Source organism: Micromonospora sp. NPDC005298, assembly GCF_040607375.1.
Lineage (GTDB): Bacteria > Actinomycetota > Actinomycetes > Mycobacteriales > Micromonosporaceae > Micromonospora.
Genome location: NZ_JBEXGP010000024.1, coordinates 17273 through 39731, shown reverse-complemented (window position 1 = coordinate 39731; position 22459 = coordinate 17273). Strand labels below are relative to the sequence as shown.

Here is a 22459-nt window from a genome sequence, read left to right as displayed (position 1 = left end):
CTCGCCGCGCGGAAGGGGTGTCCACGCCCACACTTCCGGGTTCTCCTGGCCTAGCGGCCGGTTACGGTACCCAAACCGCCGATTGATCTGGCACCCTGGACGCCCGTGCGGACCGAACGGGCGAATGGCGGCGGGCAGGTCGAAAGACGGGACCTGAAGGTGATCGTCGGCGCGGCGATAATCCGGGACGGGCGGGTGCTCGCCTGCGCGCGTTCCGCCCCACCCGAGGTGGCGGGCATGTGGGAGTTCCCCGGCGGCAAGGTCGAGCCGGGGGAGGGCGAGGCCGAGGCGCTGATCCGCGAGTGCGCCGAGGAACTGGCCGTACGCGTCGAGATCGGCGACCGTGTCGGCCGCAACGTGCGGATGGCCCACGGCCGTTCGGTGCTCAAGGTGTACGCGGCCCGCCTGCTCGGCGGCGACGAACCGCAGGCCCTGGAGCACGAGGCGCTGCGCTGGCTCACCGCCGACGAGTTGGACTCGGTCACCTGGCTCCCCGCCGACGCCCCCATCGTGGCGGCCCTCCGCCCCCACCTGCGAACCCCCTGACATCCCGCGACGGAACGGGGGCCGCGGCAAGTGCCGCGGCCCCCGTCGTCGTTCGGGTGATCAGTGCTTGTCGTCCTGCTCCGGGTGGGCGAAGTTGAGGTGCTCCGGAGGTAGCGGGAAGGTCACGTCGTCGCCGAACGGCGACGGCGCGGCGGCCCGGTCGAAGGTGAGCTCGGTCAGCGGAAGCCGGCCCCGGTCGTCGACCGCCGGAGCGGTCGGGTGGGGCACCTCCCGGTCCCAGTTGACGCCGGACTGCGCCTGCGCCTCGGCCCGCTGGTCGTGCGAGCCACCCGCATGCGAGTGGACCCCGCCCCGGGTCGCGCCCGACGACGTCGCCGAGCCCTGACGGGCGGTGGTCACGCTGGTCTGGGGCGTCTCGCCCCGACGGAAGATCTTGCTACCAAGCCACACAAGGGGATCGTACCTGCGGTCGACGACCCGTTCCTTCATGGGGATGATCCCGTTGTCGGTGATCTTGATGTGCTCGGGGCAGACCTCGGTGCAGCACTTGGTGATGTTGCAGAATCCGAGGCCCTGTTCGGCCTGGGCGTACTCCTTGCGGTCGGTCCGCGTGTCCAACGGGTGCATGTCCAGCTCGGCCGCCCGGATGAAGTACCGCGGCCCGGAGAACGCCTGCTTGTTCTCGTCGTGGTCACGGATCACGTGGCAGACGTTCTGGCACAGGAAGCACTCGATGCACTTGCGGAACTCCTGCGAGCGCTCCACGTCGACCTGCTGCATCCGGTAGTCGCCCGGGGCGACGTCCGTCGGCGGGGCGAACGCCGGCGTCTCCCGCGCCTTCTCGTAGTTGAACGAGACGTCGGTGACCAGGTCCCGGATCACCGGGAAGGTGCGCAGCGGGGTCACCGTGACGGTCTCGTCGTCACCGAAGGTCGACATCCGGGTCATGCAACCCAGCCGCGGCTTGCCGTTGATCTCCATCGAGCAGGAGCCGCACTTGCCGGCCTTGCAGTTCCACCGGCAGGCGAGGTCGGGCGCGTCGGTGGCCTGGAGGCGGTGGATGACGTCGAGGACGACCTCGCCCTCGTTCACCTCCACCATGTAGTCCTGCAGGTCGCCCCCGCTCTCGTCGCCCCGCCAGATCCGGAACTGACGCTTCGCGCTCATCGGTTGTCCGCCTCTCCAGCGTCGGCGACGAGAGCGTCGAAGTCGGCGAGCTCCTCGTCGGTGAGGTACTTGGCCAGCTCGGCCCGGTCGAAGAGGCCGATCAGCTCCGGTCGCATCTTCGGCAGCGGCTTGCGGGTCAGCCGTACGGTGTCGCCGTCAAGCGAGCAGACCAGGTTGACCTGCCGCCACTTCGGCTCCATCGCCGGGTAGTCCTCCCGGGTGTGCCCGCCGCGCGACTCCTGCCGCTCCAGCGCCGCCTTCGCGGTGCACTCCGAGACCACGAGCATGTTGCGCAGGTCCAGGGCCAGGTGCCAGCCCGGGTTGTAGCGCCGACCGCCGACAGCGCTCACCTTGGCGACCCGCTCACGCAGCTCGGCGAGCCGCACCAGCGCGTCGGCCAACTCGCCCTCGCGCCGGATGATCCCCACCAGATCCCCCATGACCACCTGGAGGTCCTGCTGGAGGGTGTACGGGCTCTCGCCGGTGTCCCGCTGGAGCGGGGCCAGGGCGGTCTCCACGGCGGCCTCGACCGCGTCCACGGCCACCTTCGGCCGGGCGGTCAGCCCGTCGGCGTAGCTGGCCGCGTGCCCGCCCGCCCGCTTGCCGAAGACCAGCAGGTCGGACAGGGAGTTGCCGCCCAGCCGGTTGGAGCCGTGCATGCCGCCGGAGACCTCACCGGCGGCGAACAACCCGCGTACGTGGCCGAAGGCGGCACCCGAGTCCGGGTCCACCTCGACGCCGCCCATCACGTAGTGGCAGGTCGGACCGACCTCCATCGGCTCGGCTGTGATGTCGACGTCGGCCAGTTCCTTGAACTGGTGGTACATCGACGGCAGCCGGCGGCGGATCTCGTCGGCCGAACGCCGGCTCGCGATGTCCAGGAAGACACCGCCGGCGGGGGAGCCCCGACCGGCCTTCACCTCGCTGTTGATCGCGCGGGCCACCTCGTCGCGGGGCAGCAGCTCCGGCGGACGCCTGTTGTTGTCCGGGTCGGTGTACCAGCGGTCCGCCTCCTCCTCGGTCTCCGCGTACTGCTTGCGGAAGACGTCGGGGACGTAGTCGAACATGAACCGCTTGCCCTCGGAGTTCTTCAGGACGCCACCGTCACCACGCACCGACTCGGTGACCAGGATGCCCTTCACCGACGGCGGCCAGACCATGCCGGTCGGGTGGAACTGGAGGAACTCCATGTTGATCAGCGTCGCCCCGGCGCGCAGCGCCAACGCGTGCCCGTCCCCGGTGTACTCCCACGAGTTCGAGGTGACCTTGTAGGAGCGTCCGACGCCACCGGTGGCCAGCACGACCGCCGGCGCCTCGAAGAGGATGAACTCGCCCGACTCGCGGTAGTAGCCGAACGCCCCGGCCACCCGGTCACCGTCGAGCAGCAGCTCGGTGATGGTCGTCTCGGAGAACACCTTGATCCGGGCGTCGTACGAGCCGAACTCCCGGTGGTCCTCCTGCTGGAGCGACACGATCTTCTGCTGGAGGGTGCGGATCAGCTCCAGGCCCGTCCGGTCACCCACGTGCGCCAGCCGCGGGTACTCGTGGCCACCGAAGTTGCGCTGCGAGATCTTGCCGTCCTTGGTGCGGTCGAAGAGCGCACCGTACGTCTCCAGCTCCCAGATGCGCTGCGGCGACTCCTTCGCGTGCAGCTCGGCCATCCGGAAGTTGTTCAGGAACTTGCCGCCGCGCATGGTGTCGCGGAAGTGCACCTGCCAGTTGTCCCGGCTGTTCACGTTGCCCATCGCGGCCGCCGCGCCGCCCTCGGCCATCACCGTGTGCGCCTTGCCGAACAGCGACTTGGAGATGATCGCGGTCTTCTTGCCGGCCAGCCGGGCCTCGATCGCCGCGCGCAGACCGGCGCCGCCGGCCCCGATGACGACGACGTCGTAGTGGTGTCGTTCGATGCGAGTGGTAGTGGTCATGTCAGGGGCCCTTTAGTTGATGAACCGCAGGTCGGAGAACCAGCCGGCCGCGAGCGCCATGATGTAGAAGTCGGCCAGCGCCAGGGTGCCGAGGGTGATCCAGGCGAGCTGCATGTGCCGGACGTTCAACGCCGAGACGAACGTCCAGGCCCTGTACCGCACCGGGTGCTTGGAGAAGTGCTTGAGCCGGCCGCCGATGATGTGCCGGCAGGAGTGGCAGGAGATCGTGTACGCCCAGAGCATCACCACGTTGAGCACCAGGATGACGTTGCCCAACCCGAAGCCGAAGCCCTCCGGCGAGTGGAAGGCGAGAATCGCGTCCCAGGTGTTGATCAGCGAAATGATCGCGGCGGCGTAGAAGAAGTAGCGGTGCAGGTTCTGCCCGAGCAGCGGGAAACGCGTCTCGCCGCTGTACTCCTTGTGCCCGTCCGGGACGGCGCAGGCCGGCGGCGACAGCCAGAACGACCGGTAGTACGCCTTGCGGTAGTAGTAGCAGGTGAGCCGGAACAGCAGCAGGAACGGCAGGGTCAGCGCGGCGTCCGGGATGATCCACCAGCCGGGCAGGAACCGGCCGAAGTGCGAGGCCTCCTCGACACACCGGTCGGTCACGCACGGGGAGTAGAACGGGGTCAGGTAGTGGTACTGGTCCACCCAGTACCACTTGTGCATGAAGACCCGGACCGTCGCGTACGCGACCCAGGCGCTGAGCCCGATCACCGTGATCAGCGGGGCGAACCACCAGCGGTCGGTACGCAACGTCTTCGCCGCGATGGCGGCGCGCGCCCGCGCTCCCCGCGGCCTCGTTGCCGTTGAAGTCATTCGAGTCGTCTCCTCGACGGGCCCGTACGGGCGGGCTGATCTTTCTCCGGTCGGCACGCGGACCGGCGAACCCGCACCCGCTGCCACGTCATGCGCACACCAACGACCACGCCGGATCGACCGACGCAGCTAAGTGACACACGTTACGCCGATCTTCGCGGGCCGTCCGCGCAAGGGAGTGTCCCGTGTGTCCGGCCTGCGGAAAAGCCCTGGCACGCCGATCGATGGCGCGTTGTTAAGAAGGTCACTGTCCGCTCGTCCGTCACCCGGAGGCGCCCCCGGTGAAGTGCCAGGACGCCAGCCGCACCGAGGGGGCGGACCACCAGACGCCGTCCACCCGGTCCGGTTGGCGCACCGCCCGCGCGCCCAGCCCGAGCACCGCGCCCGGCCCGAGCGCCCGAGGGTACGACTCGGTGAACCGCAGGTCCCGGACCGCCCGGACGACAGTGCCGTCCTCGATGAGCCAGACCCCGTTGCGGGTCAACCCCGTGATCACCAGGCTCTTCGGGTCGAGCACCCGCGTGTACCAGAGGTCGCTGACCAGCAGCCCTCGGCGTACTCCCGCGACCAGCGCGGCGGTGTCCGCGTCACCGACCGCGCCGGCCGCCGCGCCGGTGGTGCTCCGCCCCGCCGCGCTGACCGGCCCCGCCACCGCGCCGGACAGGCGCAGGTTACGGGCCATCGGACCCCACGTGGCGCCACCGGCGACGGCGTGCCCGGTGGACTCCGCACCCGCCTCGACGGCCGTTCGCCGGTCGTGCGTCACCGCGCGGGTCGTGCCCGCCTCGACCAGGGTCAACGCCCGCCGACCGGTGCCCTCGGCGTCGAACGGCAGCCCCGACGCGCCCAACGGGTCGTCCACCAGGGTCACCGACGGGTCGAACTGGGCGGCGCCCGGCTCGGCGAAGGACTGCCGCTCGACGTACCGCTTGCCGTTGAACCCGAACCAGGACAGGTTCTGCAGGAGGTCCGCCACGGCGGCCGGCTCGAACACCACCTCGTACCGCCCCGGCGGCAGTTCGACCGGGTCGGCCGCGGCCTGCGCCTTCGCGGCGGCGTGCGCGCCCAACTCGGCGCCGTCGAGGTCGGACAGCCGGTCCGAGTGGCGCCGGGCCACCCCGTCCGCGCCGTCCCGGCGCGCGATCCCGTCAATTGCGGCGTCGGCGGAGCGACCGTACGCCATGTGCCCGGCCGAGTTCGCGAACGCCGACGACCGGTGCGACGTACGGCAGTAACCGGCCGTGCTGTAGCCCCCGGCGGCGGCCACGAACGCGCCGACCCGGTCGGCCCGCTGATCCGGCTCGGCGTACGCGGTCGCCTCGTCGACGGGCGGCGCGACCGGCGTGTCCACCGGCGGCGTCAACCCCGGCCAGCCCGGGTCGGGCGGGCCGAGGCGCGCGGCGGCCAGGGTGCGCTCGACGAGCGCGCGCAGCCCGTCGGAGGTCACCACGCTGCCGCTGCCGGCGGCGGTCCGCCCGTCCAGGTGCAGCCGCAGCCGGACGCCGACGGTCGACTCGGAGACGTTCTGGTGGATGGCCGAGTTGGCGAACCGGGTCAACGCCAGGTCGGCCCGGGTCACCACCGCCTCGGCCTGCGCGCCCGGCCCGCCGAGCCGCCGGACCAGCTCGACGACCTGCCCGGCCAGCTCCACCTCGCCAGGTCCGCTCGCGCTCACGCCGACACCCCCACCCGGACGTTGCGGAACCGGGCCGGCGCCGCCGGATGGCCGGTGTGCCCGATCTGACCGGGCTGGCCCTTGCCGCAGTTCGGCGTCCCCCACGGCACCGTCTCGCCGGAGAGCATGTCCATCGAGCGCCAGAACAGCGGCCCGATCCCGGTGTAGGTCGGGTTGCGCAGCAGCCGACCCCGCCGGCCCTTCTTGATCTCCCAGCCGATCTCACAGCCGAACTGGAAGTTGAGCCGTTTGTCGTCGATCGACCAGGACCGGTTGATGTCCATCAGCACCCCGTCGTCGGTGGCCGCGATGATCTCCTCCAGCGTGTGCGGGCCGGGTTCCAGGCCGACGTTCGTCATCCGCACCATCGGCAGTCGGGCCCACCCGTCGGCCCGTACGCTGCCACCGTGGTCGAGGCCGGCCATGGCTGCCGAGTCGCGGCCGGCGAGCACGCCCACCCAGCGGCCGTCGCGGACCGCGTCCCGCTTGACCGCCGGGGAGCCCTCGTCGTCGAAGCCGAAGCTGCCGAGCGCGCCGGGGATCGTCGGGTCGATGGTGATGTTCATGAGGTCCGAGCCGTACCGCAGCGACCCGAGCTGGGCGAGGTCCAGCCAGGACGTGCCGGCGAACGCGGCCTCCCAGCCGAGGATCCGGTCCAGTTCGATGGCGTGCCCGACCGACTCGTGGATCTGCAGGGCCAGCTGCTCGCTGCCGAGGATCAGATCCGTCTCGCCGGCCGGGCAGGGCGGCGCGGTGAGCAGCGCCCGGGACTCCTCGGCGATCTGCGCGGCGTGCGCGGCCAGGTCGAGCGACTCGACCAGCTCCCAGCCGGTGGTGCCGTACTGGCCCCGGTAACTGGGCCAGGACCGCCGCTGCGTCTCGCCGTCGCCGATCGAGGTGGCCGAGATGCCGCCACCGCACTCGCGGATCCGCTGGTCGATCCGGTGGCCCTCGCTGGAGACGAACCACTTCGCGGTGTCCCAGATCTGGTACAGGCCCTCGGCCAGGTCGGCGCCGTGCTCGGCCATCGTGCGGGTCGCGCCGACCAGCAGGTCGCCCTTGTCGGACAGGGGCACCCCGAGCGGGTCGACCTGGCAGCCGGAGGCCCAGCTCGCGGTCACCGCCTCGACCGGCACGAGGTCGACAGGTGGGCCGGGCACCCGCGCGCTCGCCATGGCCGTCCGGGCCGCGCGACGTCCGGCGTCGCGGGCGGCGGCGTCCGACAGATCGGGTACGGCGTGAAAGCCCCAACTCGCGCCGACCAGCGCCCGGACGCCCAGCCCGATGCTCTCGTCCTGGGTCAGCTCCTCCACGTCGCCGTTGCGCGCCGTCATCGACTCGTAGCGGCGGTGCATCACCCGCGCGTCGGCGTACCGCGCGCCCGCGTCGAGGGCGGCCTGGACGGCGGCGGTGGCCGCGTCGAACTCGGTCATGGACCGACCCTAGGCGGGAATCGCCCACCCGGTGCACCGCAATCCCGACTGCTGAGGTCGCGCCCGTCGGGCGGGCACGTCACTGCGGTCGCGCCCGTGGTGCGAGCACGCCACGAAGGCCGGTCGGAGCTGGTGATCGTCGATGCTGAGGCGTCAAGATCGCGCTCGAGCATGGATGTAGTGGTCTCCTGACGCTCCGTGGCCACTGGAGCCTGGTTCGAGCGTGACCTTGACGGTGGTGCGGCGGGAAAGTCGTCCACGATCCGATCGCGGCGCGAGGCGCGGGGCGCGGGGCATGGATGGCGAGGTGAGGGGTGTTCACGGCGATGCCGACTCGTTACGCTCTGGCCCGCTGACAGGTACCGACTTTGTAGCTTATTTTCACCCTCAGGACTTTCCTGTAAGTTCTCTTCGTCACTGAGGGAGGTGGCAGTGGACAGCTCGGAACCGCCGCCGTCCGGGGAGCCGGACGATTATCCCGCCGTTCCGGCGCAGCGCCCCGACGAGGACGCCTACCTGCGGGTGCGTGACCTGCGGGTCCGGTTCGACACCGAGGACGGCGTGGTGCGCGCGGTCGACGGGGTGTCGTTCGCCGTCGAGCGGGGTCGCACCCTCGGCATCGTCGGCGAGTCCGGCTCCGGCAAGAGCGTCACCTCGCTGGCCATCCTCGGCCTGCACGATCCGAAACGGACCACCGTCACCGGCGAGATCTCCGTCGGCGGCCGGCAGGTGGTCGGCCTCGGCGACGAGGAGGTACGCCGGCTGCGCGGCCGGGACATGGCGATGATCTTCCAGGATCCGCTGTCGGCCCTGCACCCGTACTACACCGTGGGCCGGCAGATCGCCGAGGCGTACCGGGTGCACCACCCGAAGGCCAGTCGACGCGAGGCCCGCCAGCGGGCCGTGGACATGCTGGACCGGGTGGGCATCCCGCAGCCGGCCCGACGCTTCGACCAGTACCCGCACGAGTTCTCCGGCGGCATGCGGCAGCGGGCGATGATCGCGATGTCGCTGGTCAACGACCCTGCGCTGCTGATCGCCGACGAGCCGACCACCGCGCTGGACGTCACCGTCCAGGCGCAGATCCTGGACCTGCTCGCCGACCTCCAGGCCGAGTTCCACTCCGCGATCATCCTGATCACCCACGACCTCGGCGTGGTCGGCCAGGTCGCCGACGACGTCCTGGTCATGTACGGCGGACGGGCCGTCGAGCGGGGCAGCGTCGAGCAGGTGCTCCGCTCGCCGCAACATCCGTACACCTGGGGGTTGCTCTCCAGCGTGCCGTCGCTGCACGGCGACGCGGACGCGGACCTGTTGCCCATCCCCGGCAACCCGCCCAGCCTGATCAACCTGCCGCCGGGCTGCGCCTTCCACCCGCGCTGCCGCTACGCCGACCGCAACGGTGACCGCTCCCGCACCGAGGTGCCCGAGCTGCGTCCGGCCGGCGCGGACGGCCACCTGGTCGCCTGCCACCTGTCCGCCGAGGAGCGCGCCGAGCGCTACGCCGAGGACGTCGCATCCGTGGGGGTGGCCCGATGACCGACGAACCACTGCTGCGGGTACGCGGGCTGACCAAGCACTTCCCGGTACGTCAGGGGCTGCGCGGCGCGGGCCTCGTGCGGGCCGTCGACGGGCTCGACTTCGACGTGCGACCGGGCGAGACGCTGGGTCTGGTGGGGGAGTCGGGCTGCGGCAAGACCACCACCGGTCGGATGCTGGTGCGGTTGCTGGAGCCGACGGCCGGCACCATCGAGTTCGGCGGGCGGGACATCACCCGCGCCGGCCGTCGGGAGTTGCGCCCGCTGCGTCAGGAACTTCAGATCATCTTCCAGGACCCGTACGCCTCGTTGAACCCCAGGCACACGGTCGGCCGGATCGTGGCGATGCCGTTGCAGGTCAACGGGATCAAGCCGCCGGGTGGCGTGAAGGCCCGGGTGCAGGAGCTGCTGGAGCTGGTCGGGTTGAACCCGGAGCACTACAACCGGTACCCGCACGAGTTCTCCGGCGGGCAGCGCCAGCGCATCGGCATCGCCCGCGCGCTGGCCCTGCGGCCCAAGCTGATCGTCGCCGACGAGCCGGTGTCCGCGCTTGACGTCTCGATCCAGGCCCAGGTCGTCAACCTGCTGCGCGACCTGCAACGGGAGCTCGGCCTGGCCTTCGTGTTCATCGCGCACGACCTGGCCGTGGTGCGGCACTTCTGCCAGCGGGTCGCGGTCATGTACCTGGGCCGGATCGTGGAGATCGGTGACCGGGCCGACATCTACGAGCGCCCGCAGCACCCGTACACGCGGGCGTTGCTCTCGGCGATCCCGGACGTCACCAAGCTCGGCCCGGCGGGCCGGATCCGGCTGGCCGGTGACGTGCCCACCCCGCTGGACCCGCCGTCGGGGTGCCGGTTCCGTACCCGCTGCTGGAAGGCGCAGGACGTCTGCGCCACCGAGGAGCCGGCGCTGGTCCCGCGTGACGGGGGCAGACAGGCCACCGCGTGTCACTTTCCGGAAGAGGGAGCAGTCGGCACGAGCCCCGAGGTCGAGGGGTCGGTCACCCAGGTCGAGGAGGTGTCGCCGTGAGCCTGTCTCCGGTGGAGGGTGTGGCGCTGGCCGAGATCGAGTCCGGCGACGGCGTGGGCGAGCCCGCGATCAAGGGGGTCGTCGGTCGCTCGCCCGGTCAGCTCGCCTGGCTGCGGCTGCGTCGCGACCGGACCGCTCTGGTCAGCGGCGTACTCCTGGTCTTCTTCATGGTGTTGGGGCTGTCCGCCCCGCTCATCGAGATGGTCTACGGGATCGGTCCGCGGGAGCAGTTCCAGAACCTGCTCGACGGTTTCGGGATGCCGCTGGGCTACGCGGGTGGTGTCAGCGGGGACCACTGGTTCGGCGTGGAGCCCGGGCTCGGCCGGGACATCTTCATCCGGTTGGTGTATGGGCTGCGGACCTCGCTGTTCATCGCGATCGCCGCCGCGTTGATCACCGCGACGATCGGTGTCGTGCTCGGCGCGCTCGCCGGCTACCTCGGCGGCTGGCTCGATGCGGTGATCAACTGGATCACCGACCTGACGCTCGCCATGCCCTTCCTGATCATCGCGCTGGCCCTCACCCCCACTGTCACGCTGCGCTTCTACGGCGAGCGGGGGCAGGTGTCGGCGGCCTTCGGCGTGGGTGTGCTGATCGGCGTCTTCGCCATCTTCGGCTGGACCAGCACGGCCCGCCTGGTCCGCGGGCAGGTGATCGCGCTGCGCGAACGGGAGTTCGTGGATGCGGCGAAGGCCAGCGGGGCCGGGCTGGGGCACATCATCTTCCGGCAGTTGCTGCCGAACATCTGGGCGCCGATCCTGGTGTCGTTCTCCCTGGCGGTGCCACAGTTCATCACCAGCGAGGCCGCCCTGTCGTTCATCGGCGTCGGCCTGAGCGACGAGACGCCGAGCTTCGGCCGGATGATCTACCGCAGTCTGAACTTCCTCCAGACCGACTCGGCGTACGTGTTCTTCCCGGGCATCACGATCTTCGCGCTGGTGTTCGCCTTCAACCTCTTCGGCGACGCGCTGCGAGACGCGCTCGACCCGAAGTCGTCCCGGTAGGGGTCAAAATCATGGCGCGATTTCTCCTCAAGCGACTCTTCTCCGCCACGCTGACCCTGCTCGCGGTGAGTGTGCTGACGTTCCTGATGTTCTTCGCACTGCCGCGCGACCCGGCCACCAGCATCTGCTCGAAGAACTGCAACCCGGAGCGGCTGGAGCGGGTCCGCGACGACCTGGGCCTGAACGATCCGCTGATCACCCAGTACGCCGGCTACATGAAGGGCATCGTCACCGGTCGGGACCTGGGCAGCGCCCAGGGTGGCCGGTGCGACGCGCCCTGCCTTGGCTGGTCGTACGTCACCAACGAGGCGGTCTCCGACACCATCGCCCGGGTGCTGCCGGTGACGCTGAGCATCGTGATCCCGGCGGCGATCCTCTGGCTGCTGCTCGGCGTCGGCCTGGGCATGGTCTCCGCACTGCGTCGGGGCACCTGGCTGGACCGCGCGGCCATCGGCTTCTCGCTGACCGGCGCCTCGTTGCAGCTCTACTTCGTGGGCGCGGTGCTGCTGCTGGTGTTCGTCTACAACCTGCGGTGGCTGCCGGTGCCCGGCTACACCTCGATATTCGACAACCCGGCGAGGTGGGCAAGCGGGCTGGTGCTCGCCTGGGTGGCGCTGGCCTTCCTCTTCTCGGCCATCTACGCCCGGCTGTCGAGGGCGCAGATGTTGGAGACGCTGTCCGAGGACTTCGTCCGGACCGCGCGGGCCAAGGGCCTGGCCAAACCCAAGGTGTACGGGCGGCACGCGCTGCGCGCGGCGATCACCCCGGTGGTGACCATCGCCGGGCTGGACGTCGGCGGGGCGCTGGGCGGCACGGTGATCACCGAGACCACGTTCGGCATCCAGGGGTTGGGGCGTACGGCGGTGGAGGCGGTGCGCTCGGGTGACCTGCCCACGATCATGGCGACGGTGCTGATCGCGGCTGTCTTCGTGGTGTTCGCGAACGTGTTCGTGGACCTGCTCTACGCGGCCATCGACCCGCGGGTCCGGCTGCGCTGAGCCGCCGGGGCCGGCATGCCGTCCGATGGCGAAATTTATCGACAACTGTTACACAACTCGTAGGTTTTCTTCCTTACGATCCTCGGGACGTCGGCGGTTCTCGCCCCGACGAAATCGCACGGCACATGGGTGAAGGGGGTACTTCATGAGACCACGCGTGGTGGCTGCCGCAGGCGGCGCGATCGCTCTGGTTGTGGCATTGGGTGCGTGCTCGAAGAACACGGGCGAGGGCACCACCGTGGACAGCGAGCGGAAGCAGACCGGGGTCATCGCCACCGACCCCAAGGACTCACAGGGTCCGGCCGCCGAGGTGAGCGGGGCGCAGAAGGGCGGCACCTTCACGGTCATCCGGGAGACGCCGATCTCCCACCTCGACCCGCAGCGGACGTACTCGTTCGCCGGTCTGATGGCCAACCCGCTCTGGGCGCGCTATCTGACCACCTGGAAGGACGACGGCAAGGGCGGCCTGGTCCTGGTCGGCGACCTGGCCGAGACGCCGGGCAAGAACGTCAACAACGACTGCAAGGTCTGGGAATTCACGATCAAGGACGGGGTGAAGTTCGAGGACGGGCGGCCGATCACCTCCAAGGAGATCGCGTACGGCATCGCCCGGTCCTTCGACCCGGACCTGTCCGGTGGCCCCACCTACATCCAGGAGTGGCTGGCCGACACCGCGCAGTTCGACACCAAGTGGGACTTCAAGAAGAACAAGACGTCGCTGCCGCCCGGCCTCTCCACGCCGGACGCGAAGACGCTGCGCTTCGAGTTCGCCAAGCCGCGCTGTGACCTGCCGTTCGCGGCCTCGCTGCCGACCACCGCGCCGCTGCCCGCGGACAAGGACACCGGCATCAACGTGGACAAGCAGCCGTTCTCGTCCGGCCCGTACAAGGTCGCCAAGAACCAGGTCGGCGTGCAGATCACCTTGGACCGCAACCCCAACTGGGACCCGAACACCGACCCGGTCCGGCACCAGTACCCGGACCAGTTCGTCTGGACCTTCGGCCCGACCGCGGACGCCGCGAACAACCGGGTGATCGCCGACAACGGCGCCGACCAGAGCGCGATCGCCTTCAACGCCGTACCCGCCTCGCTGGTCGCCAGGGTCGCCGGGGACAGCGCCCTCAAGTCGCGGACGCTCCTCTCGCCGACCCCGAGCGCCAACCAGCTCGTCATCAACAACCAGCGGGTCACCGACCTGAAGGTGCGTCAGGCGCTCAACTACGCCATCGACCGTGAAGGCATGATCAAGGCGCTCGGCGGCCAGACCGTCGCCGCACCCCTGACCACGCTGATGCCGTCGGCCACCATCGGCTTCAAGGCGTACGACGCGTACCCGGCGGGCGCCAACGGCAACGTCGACAAGGCCAAGGAGCTGCTCGGCGGCAAGACGCCGGAGCTGGTCCTCGGTGTCGCCGACAACACGACCGAGCAGCAGCAGGGCGCTCAGCTCAAGGCGAACCTGGAGCGCGCCGGCTTCAAGATCACCGTCCGGAGCATCTCGGACGACGCGAAGCTCGACGAGATCAAGAAGAAGGACAACCCCTGGGACCTGTACATCGGTAACTGGGCGGCGGACTGGCCCAGCGGGGCGTCGATCCTGCCGGTGCTCTACGACGGCCGCACCATCAAGGCCGAGGGCAACAGCAACCAGTCCTACTTCAACGACCCGGCGATCAACGCCGAGATGGACCGCATCCTGGCACTGGCCCCCGCCGACCAGGGACCGGAGTGGGCCAAGCTCGACGAGCGGATCATGAAGGAGCACGCGCCGGTGGTGCCGATGTACGTCGACGTGGCCTACAACGTGCACGGGTCCAAGGCCGGTGGGGTCTTCATCTCCAGCGTCTTCGGCTACCCGTCGTTCGTCAACGCGCACGTCAAGCCGTAACGCACGCCGCAGACAGACAGGGGTCCCCTCCCGACAACGACGTCGGGAGGGGACCCCTGTCGTCGTTCCGGAGTCCGGGCACCTGATCGGATCGGACCGCTACGGTCGGGTGCCGGGCCGGGTCCTTCGGCCAGGCTTGACGTCGAAGGGAGGCCTCGTGATCGCGGCACTCAACCAGCTCGTCGACGTGCTCGAAGAGCACCTCACCGAGGAACTCGACGTCAACGCGGTGGCCAGGGCACTCGGCACGACCGAATACCACCTGCGCCGGATGTTCTCGTCGTTGGCCGGGATGCCGCTGTCCGAGTACGTGCGCCGGCGCCGCATGACCGTCGCCGCCGCCGACGTCGTCCGCGGCGAGGACGATCTGCTGAGCATCGCCGTCCGGCACGGATACGGCTCGACCGAGGCGTTCGGGCGCGCGTTCCGGGCGGTCCACGGCACCAACCCCGGTGACGTACGCCGCGACGGAGGTCCCCTTCGCACACAACCGCAGCTCAGGTTCCGCCTGACAGTCGAAGGGAGCATCCCCATGGACACCCGCATCGTCGACCGCCCCGCCTTCCGGCTCGTCGGACACGCGGCCCGGGTCCCGCTCATCCACCGGGGCGTCAACCCGCACATCCAGCAGCACATCACCGGACTACCACCACAGGAGCACGCCCGGCTCAAGGCCCTGAGCGACACCGAGCCCGGCGGGCTGCTCCAGGTCAGCGACGACGTCGACGCCGAGGCCACCGAGGGCAGCGAGTTGACCTACCTGCACGGGGTCGCGGTGACCCGGGACACGCAGGTCCCCGACGACCTGGACGCCATCGAGGTGCCGGCCGGCAGGTGGGCGGTCTTCCGCACCTCCGGACCCCATCCGCAGGCGTTGCAGACGACGTGGGCCGCGACCGCGAGCGAGTGGTTCCCCTCCAACCCGTGGCGGCTGCGGCCGGGGCCGTCGATGGTCGCCATCCTCGAACGCGCGGACGACTTCAGCACCGCGACCTGCGAACTGTGGCTGCCCGTCGAGCCGGCGTGACGGACCGTCCGGCTCAGGCGGGGGTGAGGAGGCAGAACTCGTTGCCCTCCGGGTCGGCGAGAACCTTCCACCTGACATCGCCGCCCAGGTCGATGACTGTGGCGCCGAGAGACTCCAGCCTGGCCGCCTCCGCCTCCAGGTCGTCGCCCGGGTAGGGGCGTACGTCGAGGTGGACCCGGTTCCACCCGGTCTTCACGTCGGGCGTGCGAAGGAACTGAAGGTACGGGCCGACCTCCTTGGCCGAGCGCAGCACCGCGTTGTGGTCGGTCACCCTGTGCACCGTCCAGTCCGTGGCCTCGCCCCAGAAACGGGCCATGGCTCGCGGGTCCGCGCAGTCGACCACCACCGTGGCGATCGGTCCGGTGTCCCGCACCGGGTCGTGCCAGTCCAGCACGCAGAACTCGTTGCCCTCCGGGTCGGCCATGACCGTCCACGGAACGTCGCCCTGGCCCACGTCGGCGGGCGTCGCGCCGAGATCCTTCAGGCGGGTGACGAGTTCCGCGTGGTGGGCCGCCGAGGTGGTGGCGAGGTCGACGTGCACGCGGTTCTTGACGGTCTTGGGCTCCGGGTAGGCGACGAGGTCGATGCAGACGGCGACGGGGTCGGGGTAGACGAAGCCCTCGGGTTCGAGGTTCGTCACGCCCGGCCCCTCGCTGGACACCTCCCAGCCGAGCACCTGCGCCCAGAAACCGCCCAACGCGGAGTCGTCCTGAGCCTTCATGTTGATCTGAACGAGCCGCGTCGCCATGGCGACGATGCTAGCGGCGGCCGGGCACGCGACCGCACGGCCGGTGGGTGGAGGGCTGTTCCGGCGACGTGTCGTGTCGAGCGGTGGGGCGACCGTCAGGGGACGAGCACCACGCCGCCGCGTACGCCGCCGCGGGCCAGCCGGTGGTGGGCGGCCGCCGCGTCGGCGAAGGGGTACACGTCAGCGATCCGGAGCGGGATGTCGCCGCTGGTGACGAGTTTGACCAGCTCGCCCAGCCGGGATCCGTCCGGTGACACGTCCAGCGCGAAGGTCCGGATTCCCCGCACCGGCTCCAGGCGAAGCGGAGGTGACGCGGCCACGTGGCCGCCGCCGTCCCGGACGAGGTCCAGCAGCGAGGAGCCGATCACCGCCAGGTCGACGACCGCGTCGAACGTCCCCGTCGGATCGTCGGCGCGCGACAGGAACGCCGCGCCCAGCGACTCGACGAACTCACGGTCGTCCGGTCCGGCGAGTCCCGTGGCGTGCAGACCCGCCGCCCGGGCCAGCGCCAGAAGGAACCCGCCGACCTGCCCGGCGGCACCGGTGACGAGCACTGTCGAACCTGCGGGGAGCGCGAGCAGGTCGAGGGCCTGGGCGGCGGCGAGGCCGTTCGTCGGCAGGGTCGCCGCCTCGGTGGCGGGGACGTTCGCGGGCGCGGAGGTCAGCCAGGCGGCGTCGAGGACCACGTACTCGGCGTGGGCGCCGACGGTGGTCCGCAGCCACGGCGAGAAGCCGATGACCTCGTCGCCGATCGTGAACTCCTCGACCGACGGGCCGACCGCGTCGACGCTGCCGGCGACGTCCCAGCCGGGCGTGTAGGGCAGCCCGGTCGGCAACGGGGCCGGGAACCGACCGGAGCGGACCATCAGGTCGACCGGGTGGACGACCGACGCCGCGACCCGCACCCGGACCTGCCCCGGCCCGGGCTCGGGCACCGGCACCTCAGCCACGTGCAGGACCTCGGGTCCTCCGAACTCCGCATAGCTGACTGCGCGCATCGTGTTCTCCTCCGTGGGGTTTCGTGATCACCACGACCGTACGAACCGTAGGCACTGTTGGTAAGTAGGTACCTTGGAGTGCCTAGGGCACCGATGGAGGAAGAATGGCGACGTCGACCGCAGCGCAACGCCGCGAACAGGCCAGACGCGACTACGACGCGTTCCTGGCACAGTGCCCCACCCGTGAGTTGCTGAGCAGGCTCACCGACAAGTGGGTCGCGTTGGTGATCCCCGCGCTCGTCGAGGGCCCGCAGCGGCACGGCGAGCTGGCCCAGCGCATCGCCGGCGTCAGTCAGAAGATGCTCACCCAGACCCTGCGCACCCTGGAACGCGACGGCCTGGTCACCCGTACGGTCACCGCCTCGGTGCCGGTCCGCGTCGACTACGCGCTCACCCCGCTCGGCCACGAACTGTTCCCGGTCATGATCGCGATCAAGAACTGGGCCGAGACGCACATGGACCGCGTCTTCGAAGCCCGGACCCGGTACGACGCACGGCCCTGAGCGCATCGACCTGAGCGTGCCTGACGCCGACCGGAGGATCTGCGTCGCGGCGGGATCGCGTTTGCGTTCGCGCGCGCTCAAAGCCCTAGCTTTGCCGCCATGACGACACAGACCTGGGTCATCACCGGTGCGTCCCGCGGTTTCGGACGCGCACTGGCGGAGTCGGCGCTCGCCGCGGGCGATCACGTGGTGGCGGCGGTACGCCGGCCGGACAGCGTGGCCGACCTGGCGACCGGACACCCCGACAGCTTTCTGGCCGCGACCGTCGACGTCCGGAACGTCGCCGCGGCCCCGTCGCTCGTGCGGGCGACCCTCGACCACTTCGGTCAGCTTGACGTCCTCGTCAACAACGCGGGCCGGGCCGTGGTCGGAGCGGTCGAGGAGGTCAGCGACGCCCAGCTGCGCGACCTGATGGATCTGCACCTGTTCGGCCCGGCCGCGCTCGTGCGTGCGGCGTTGCCCGCGATGCGCAGCCGGGGCACCGGGATGATCGTGCAGATGAGCAGCCAGGGCGGGCGGACGGCGTTCCCCGGCGTGTCGGCCTACTGCGCGTCGAAGTTCGCCCTCGAAGGCTGGTCCGAGGCCCTGGCCGGGGAGGTCGCACCGTTCGGGATCCGCGTGATGCTCGTCGAACCGAGCCGGTTCCGGACCGACTTCAACGCCGCCGACGTCCTCGAATTCACCGAGGCGTCCGACACCTACCGTGACCTGCTCGCCGCCGTCCGCGCCGACATGGCCGGGACCGACGGCCGCCAGGAAGGCGACCCGAGGCGGGCGGCCGAGATCATCGTGTCCCTCGCACACGGCAACGAGGTGCCGCTGCGCCTGCCACTCGGGCGCGAGGCGGTCGAGCGCGTCTCGGGCGTGTACCGGCGCGGTCTGGACGAGGTCGAGCGGTGGGCCGAGACCGCCCGCAGCGCCGACTTCGACGGCGTCCCCGCGTCGGTCCGGCCGATCTAGGGTGATGTCGTGGCCACCGACGATCTGATGACCAGGGCCCTGGCCATGGTGGGGGATGACGGCCCGCTGACGGCCGAGGTGATCCACCGCCTCAGCGACCTCGCCGACGTCCCCGAGCCGATGACGATCGCCGAGGTCGCCGACCTCCTCGACATCACGCCCCACACGCTGCGCTACTACGAGCGGGCCGGGCTGATCGAGGTGGCCCGGGACAGCCACGGTCATCGCGTCTACGACGCCGCGGCGGTGCGGCGCCTGGTGTTCCTCACCAGGATGCGGCTGTCCGGGATGCCGATGCGCGACCTACAGCACTACATCTCGCTCGTGGACGCCGGGCAGGACACGGTCCCCGAGCGGCTCGACATGCTGCTCGAACACCGCGACATCATCCGACGCCGGATTCGTGAACTGACCCTCTCCCTCGCGGCGACCGAATACAAGATCGCCACGTACGGCGGCTCCACCGGACCGGACGTCGCGGCCACCGAACCGTAGGGCCCGGCCGCCGAGGACGCGACGCGTACCGCCCGGGAGCCCTTTCGACAGAGGGCTCGGTTCACCGCAGGTGCGTACGCAGGAAATCCAGTTCCAGCGGGAGCAGTCGCTCGGCGGTGCCGTTCGCGGCCATGTGGGTGGCGCCGGTCAGCGGCAGCACCGCGTGCGGGCGGCCCGAGGCCAGCAGGGCCGCCGAGAGTCGCAGCGTGTGCGCGGCCACCACGTTGTCATCCGCCATCCCGTGCACCAGCAGGAGCGGGCGGGCCTGCTCCGGGCCGGTGACCGGCTCGGCGGCCATCTCGATCAGCGAATGGTGCGCGTACACGTCCATGCCGTCCTCCGGCAGGCCGAGATACCGCTCGGTGTACGCGGTGTCGTACAGCGCCCAGTCGGTCACCGGGGCGCCGGCGATGCCGCACTTGAACAGCTCCGGGTGTCGGAGCACCGCCAACCCGGCCAGCCAGCCGCCGAACGACCAGCCACGCACCCCCACCCGGTCAAGGTCCAGGTCGGGATGCTTACCGGCCAGGGCGGTCAGCGCGTCGATCTGGTCGGTGAGGATCACGTCGGCGACCCGCCGGTGGATCGCCTTCTCGAACGACGGGGCCACCCCCGGCGTACCCCGGTTGTCGATGGTGACCACCGCGAACCCGGCGTCGGCCCACCACTGCCGCTCCAGCCAGGCCGCGCGGGCGGTCACCACCTCCTGATGCCCCGGCCCGCCGTAGATGTCCAGCAGCACCGGCAGCCGCCGGCCCGTGACGTGGTTGTCGGGGTACAGCACCGCCGCCGGCAACCGCCGGTCGGTGACCCGCTCCAGCAGCGGCAGCGGAGAGTACGGCGGGGTGGCGGCAAGCGACCGCAGCTCGGCCACCTCCCGGTCGCCGCGCCGCACCGTCCACCGCACCCCGGCGTGGTCCAGCGAGGCGACCCCGATGACGAGCACGTCCCCGCCCACGGCGGCGGTGTGCCAGCCCGAGTCGGTGGTGATCCGGCGGGCGTCCACCCCACCACCGATCGTGGTGCGTACCCGGAACAGGTGCCGCTCGCTCGGCTCGCCGTCGCTCGCCTCGACCAGCAGGTCCGCCGGTCCGGAGCCGGCCGGCAGCCGACCCACCACCCGCCGTACGTACAGCGACGGCGGCGTGAGCAGGGTGCCGTCCGCGAACAGGCACCGCGCGTCGTACCCGTCGTGGGCCAACTCCCCGCCGACCAGCACCCGACCGTCCGGCAGGTGCGCCGGGGTGCCGGCGATCGGCTCGACCCACCGCGGGTCGGCCAGCTCGGCGTGCACCTGCGTCTCACCGGTACGCGGATCCACGGCGAGCACCAGCCCGTGCTGCTGCGAACGGCGCAACACGGTGATCAGCGGGCTGCCCTCGCCCCAGCTCACCCCGGTCAGGTACGGGTACGTCTCCCGGTCCCAGTGCACGTCGACCCAGCCGTCGTCCAGGTCCAGCAGGTGCAGGCTGACCTCCGCGTTCGGCCCGCCCGCCCGGGGATACGCCACGGCGGTCGGAGGGCTCGCCGGGTCGGCCGGGTCGTGCAGGTGCCACCGTTCCAGCCGGGACTCGTCGACCCGGGCGGCCAGCACCATGCGGCCGTCCGGCGCCCACCAGTAGCCCCGGTACCGGCCGAACTCCTCCGCCGCGATGTGCTCGGCCAGGCCCCAGCTCACCCCGGCGTCCTCGCCGGCCAGCAGGGTGTCGGTGCCGTCGGCCTCGATCACCCGCAGCTCGCCCCGCCGGACACCCTCGGCCGCGTCCGTCACGTACGCCAGCCGTTGCCCGGTCGGGTCCGGACGGGGGTCGAGCACCGGGCCGACGGCGGCCACCTCCACCACGTCGCCGTGCACCAGGTCGGCCCGGAAGAGGCGTCCCGCCAGCGCGAACACCGCGACCCGGCCGGCAGCGTCGAGCGCGTACGACCCGATGCCGTCGGCGTTGAGCCGCAGCCGTTCACGCAACGCGCGTTCGCCCGGGGAGAGCGCCCGGGGGTCGTCGCCCCCGCCCAGCAGGGCCGCCGGGTCCGCCACCAGCTGCTCCTCGCCGCTGGCCACGTCGAGCTGCCACAGCGCGTCCGCCGGGTCCTCTGGGCCGGCCGAGCGCAGGAAGATCACCCGGGAGCCGTCCTCGGCCACGGCGACGGCACGCGGCGCGCCGTGGGTGAACCGGCGGGTGCGGGCGGCCAGCTCCGGGAAGTCCACAGGCCAAATCGTAGAGCGGTGGCGAGGGTGATGTGGCCGACCTGGGCGGACGCGTCAGCGCCGGCCGGGCCGAACCGCCGGTTAGAGTGACCGTCGTGACGACGCTGCCCGACCGCCGCCTGCTGCTGGTCCACGCGCACCCGGACGACGAGTCCATCGGCACCGGTTCGACGATGGCCCACTACGCCGCCGCCGGCGCCCACGTGACGCTGGTGACGTGCACCCTCGGCGAGGAGGGCGAGATCCACGTCCCGGCGCTCGCCCAGCTCGCCGCCGCCGAGGCGGACCAGCTCGGCGGGTACCGGATCGGCGAGCTGGCCGCCGCCTGCGCGGCGCTCGGCGTCACCGACCACCGTTTCCTCGGCGGCGCGGGCCGCTACCGCGACTCGGGGATGATGGGGCTCGCCACCAACGACCACCCCCGCGCCTTCTGGCGGGCCGACCTCGACGAGGCCGCCGGGCACCTGGTGGAGATCATGCGGGAGGTACGCCCGCAGGTGCTCGTCACGTACGACCCCAACGGCTTCTACGGCCACCCCGACCACATCCAGGCACACCGGGTGGCGATGCGCGCCGTCGAGCTGGCCGCCGTCGAGGGCTGCGCCCCGGCCAAGGTCTACTGGACGGCCATGCCGCTCAGCGTGCTGGAGGCCGGCATGGCGCACTTCGCCGAATCCTCGGACAACCCGTTCGCCGGCATCCACGATCTGTCCGAGCTGCCCTTCGGCACCCCGGACGCCCAGATCGCCGCCCGGATCGACGGCACCGACCAGCACACCGCCAAGGAGGCCGCGATGCGGGCGCACGCCACCCAGATCCCGGCCACCTCCTGGCTCTACTCGATCGCCGGCAACTTCGGGGGCGAGTTCATGGGCGTGGAGTTCTTCACCCTCGCGGTCGGTGCGAAGGGGCCGGGCTCCGGCCCGTACGGCTGGGAGGACGACCTGTTCGCCGGTCTGCCCGACGGGTCCACCGCCGACCGCCGCCAGGTCGCGGCAGCCGGTCTCCGGTGACGCTGCCCGCCGCGCCGATGTCGGTCGTGCAGGACGAGGACACCCCGCCGCGGGCGGGGCCGCCGCCACGCGTGCTGGACCTGGGTCTGCGGGTCGCCGGCGGGGTCGTCGTGGTGGTGGCAGGTGTGCTGACCGGGGTGCTGGAGCTGCTGCTCGCCACGGTCCGCGTCGGCGGGCAACTGGTCGGCGTGTCGGTGCTGCTGGCCGTCGGCGCGAACATCGTGCTGAGCTGGTTCGCGCACGAGACGGTCGGCCGGCGGTGGGCGGTGGCGCTGCCCGCCGTGCCGTGGTTCGCCCTGATGGCGGTGGCCGCCGTACGGACCTCCGAGGGCGACCTGCTGCTGGCCGGCGACAACTGGGTCGGCCTGGCCATGATCGTGGCCGGCGCGATGACCTTCGCGGTGATGGGTTTCCGGCAGATCCTCACCCCGCCGCCCACCCTGCTCGGCTGATGACGCCACCCAGGTGCGGGTGGTAGATATTCCTGCCAGGGATGCGGCCCCGCTACGGGGCGTACGGCAGG

General features: G+C 71.1%; 20 protein-coding genes. 12 read left to right on the top strand and 8 right to left on the bottom strand.

All coding sequences use genetic code 11. The annotated features are described in order from the left end of the window. Positions 1–105 precede the first annotated feature (105 nt). A complete protein-coding gene (locus tag ABZS77_RS25180; RefSeq protein ID WP_354827440.1) occupies positions 106–546 on the top strand; it encodes a (deoxy)nucleoside triphosphate pyrophosphohydrolase in 441 nt (146 codons plus the stop codon). Between the two features lie 60 nt (positions 547–606). On the opposite strand, the gene ABZS77_RS25175 is transcribed toward ABZS77_RS25180, so the two are convergent. The 5 genes from ABZS77_RS25175 to ABZS77_RS25155 form a co-directional block, all read right to left on the bottom strand. Next, complete coding sequence (locus ABZS77_RS25175; RefSeq protein WP_354827438.1) at positions 607–1674, bottom strand: succinate dehydrogenase/fumarate reductase iron-sulfur subunit; 1068 nt, start codon at positions 1672–1674, stop codon at positions 607–609. Beyond that, a complete protein-coding gene (locus ABZS77_RS25170; protein WP_354827435.1) occupies positions 1671–3599 on the bottom strand; it encodes a fumarate reductase/succinate dehydrogenase flavoprotein subunit in 1929 nt (642 codons plus the stop codon). The genes ABZS77_RS25175 and ABZS77_RS25170 overlap by 4 nt, the downstream gene beginning before the upstream one ends. Before the next feature lie 12 nt (positions 3600–3611). Further along, a complete protein-coding gene (locus ABZS77_RS25165; protein ID WP_354827432.1) occupies positions 3612–4418 on the bottom strand; it encodes a hypothetical protein in 807 nt (268 codons plus the stop codon). 262 nt (positions 4419–4680) lie between these two features. Then, complete coding sequence (locus ABZS77_RS25160) at positions 4681–6093, bottom strand: metallopeptidase TldD-related protein (protein WP_354827429.1); 1413 nt, start codon at positions 6091–6093, stop codon at positions 4681–4683. After that, positions 6090–7526, bottom strand: a complete 1437-nt coding sequence (locus tag ABZS77_RS25155) for a TldD/PmbA family protein (RefSeq protein ID WP_354827426.1) — start codon at positions 7524–7526, stop codon at positions 6090–6092. Before ABZS77_RS25155 ends, ABZS77_RS25160 begins: the two co-directional genes overlap by 4 nt. A gap of 432 nt (positions 7527–7958) precedes the next feature. On the opposite strand from ABZS77_RS25155, the gene ABZS77_RS25150 reads away from it, so the two are divergent. The 6 genes from ABZS77_RS25150 (at position 7959) to ABZS77_RS25125 (ending at position 15013) form a co-directional block, all read left to right on the top strand. Then, positions 7959–9065, top strand: a complete 1107-nt coding sequence (locus ABZS77_RS25150; protein WP_354827422.1) for an ABC transporter ATP-binding protein — start codon at positions 7959–7961, stop codon at positions 9063–9065. Beyond that, positions 9062–10096 (top strand): dipeptide ABC transporter ATP-binding protein, encoded by a 1035-nt coding sequence (locus ABZS77_RS25145; protein WP_354827419.1) that lies wholly within the window; start codon positions 9062–9064, stop codon positions 10094–10096. Before ABZS77_RS25150 ends, ABZS77_RS25145 begins: the two co-directional genes overlap by 4 nt. Further along, positions 10093–11100, top strand: a complete 1008-nt coding sequence (locus ABZS77_RS25140) for an ABC transporter permease (RefSeq protein ID WP_354827417.1) — start codon at positions 10093–10095, stop codon at positions 11098–11100. Before ABZS77_RS25145 ends, ABZS77_RS25140 begins: the two co-directional genes overlap by 4 nt. A gap of 11 nt (positions 11101–11111) precedes the next feature. Then, positions 11112–12098 (top strand): ABC transporter permease, encoded by a 987-nt coding sequence (locus ABZS77_RS25135; protein WP_354827413.1) that lies wholly within the window; start codon positions 11112–11114, stop codon positions 12096–12098. 145 nt (positions 12099–12243) lie between these two features. Beyond that, positions 12244–13986 carry an ABC transporter substrate-binding protein gene (locus tag ABZS77_RS25130; RefSeq protein ID WP_354827410.1) on the top strand — a complete coding sequence of 581 codons (1743 nt, stop codon included), beginning with the start codon at positions 12244–12246 and terminating at the stop codon, positions 13984–13986. Positions 13987–14143: 157 nt separating this feature from the next. After that, positions 14144–15013, top strand: a complete 870-nt coding sequence (locus tag ABZS77_RS25125) for an AraC family transcriptional regulator (RefSeq protein WP_354827406.1) — start codon at positions 14144–14146, stop codon at positions 15011–15013. 13 nt (positions 15014–15026) lie between these two features. Here ABZS77_RS25125 and ABZS77_RS25120 read toward each other — a convergent pair whose 3' ends face one another. Continuing rightward, positions 15027–15761 carry a VOC family protein gene (locus ABZS77_RS25120; RefSeq protein WP_354827403.1) on the bottom strand — a complete coding sequence of 245 codons (735 nt, stop codon included), beginning with the start codon at positions 15759–15761 and terminating at the stop codon, positions 15027–15029. A 95-nt stretch (positions 15762–15856) separates the two neighbouring features. Beyond that, complete coding sequence (locus ABZS77_RS25115) at positions 15857–16759, bottom strand: NADP-dependent oxidoreductase (protein WP_354827400.1); 903 nt, start codon at positions 16757–16759, stop codon at positions 15857–15859. 104 nt (positions 16760–16863) lie between these two features. Between ABZS77_RS25115 and ABZS77_RS25110 the strand changes: the two genes are divergently transcribed. The 3 genes from ABZS77_RS25110 to ABZS77_RS25100 all read left to right on the top strand — a co-directional run bounded on the left by ABZS77_RS25110 (position 16864) and on the right by ABZS77_RS25100 (position 18717). Then, entirely contained in the window at positions 16864–17262 is a 399-nt protein-coding gene (locus ABZS77_RS25110) for a helix-turn-helix domain-containing protein (RefSeq protein WP_354827398.1), read from the top strand. A 99-nt stretch (positions 17263–17361) separates the two neighbouring features. Continuing rightward, the gene (locus ABZS77_RS25105; RefSeq protein ID WP_354827395.1) at positions 17362–18222 is read left to right on the top strand and encodes an SDR family NAD(P)-dependent oxidoreductase; all 861 of its coding nucleotides are present in this window, start codon (positions 17362–17364) and stop codon (positions 18220–18222) included. 9 nt (positions 18223–18231) lie between these two features. Continuing rightward, positions 18232–18717 carry a MerR family transcriptional regulator gene (locus tag ABZS77_RS25100; protein ID WP_354827392.1) on the top strand — a complete coding sequence of 162 codons (486 nt, stop codon included), beginning with the start codon at positions 18232–18234 and terminating at the stop codon, positions 18715–18717. A 61-nt stretch (positions 18718–18778) separates the two neighbouring features. Here the strand turns inward: ABZS77_RS25100 and ABZS77_RS25095 are convergent, their stop codons facing one another. Beyond that, complete coding sequence (locus ABZS77_RS25095) at positions 18779–20923, bottom strand: prolyl oligopeptidase family serine peptidase (RefSeq protein ID WP_354827389.1); 2145 nt, start codon at positions 20921–20923, stop codon at positions 18779–18781. A gap of 86 nt (positions 20924–21009) precedes the next feature. Between ABZS77_RS25095 and mshB the strand changes: the two genes are divergently transcribed. Continuing rightward, a complete protein-coding gene (mshB, locus tag ABZS77_RS25090; protein ID WP_354827386.1) occupies positions 21010–21936 on the top strand; it encodes an N-acetyl-1-D-myo-inositol-2-amino-2-deoxy-alpha-D-glucopyranoside deacetylase in 927 nt (308 codons plus the stop codon). Between the two features lie 17 nt (positions 21937–21953). Continuing rightward, positions 21954–22388, top strand: a complete 435-nt coding sequence (locus ABZS77_RS25085) for a hypothetical protein (RefSeq protein ID WP_354827562.1) — start codon at positions 21954–21956, stop codon at positions 22386–22388. The last annotated feature ends 71 nt before the right edge of the window (positions 22389–22459 follow it).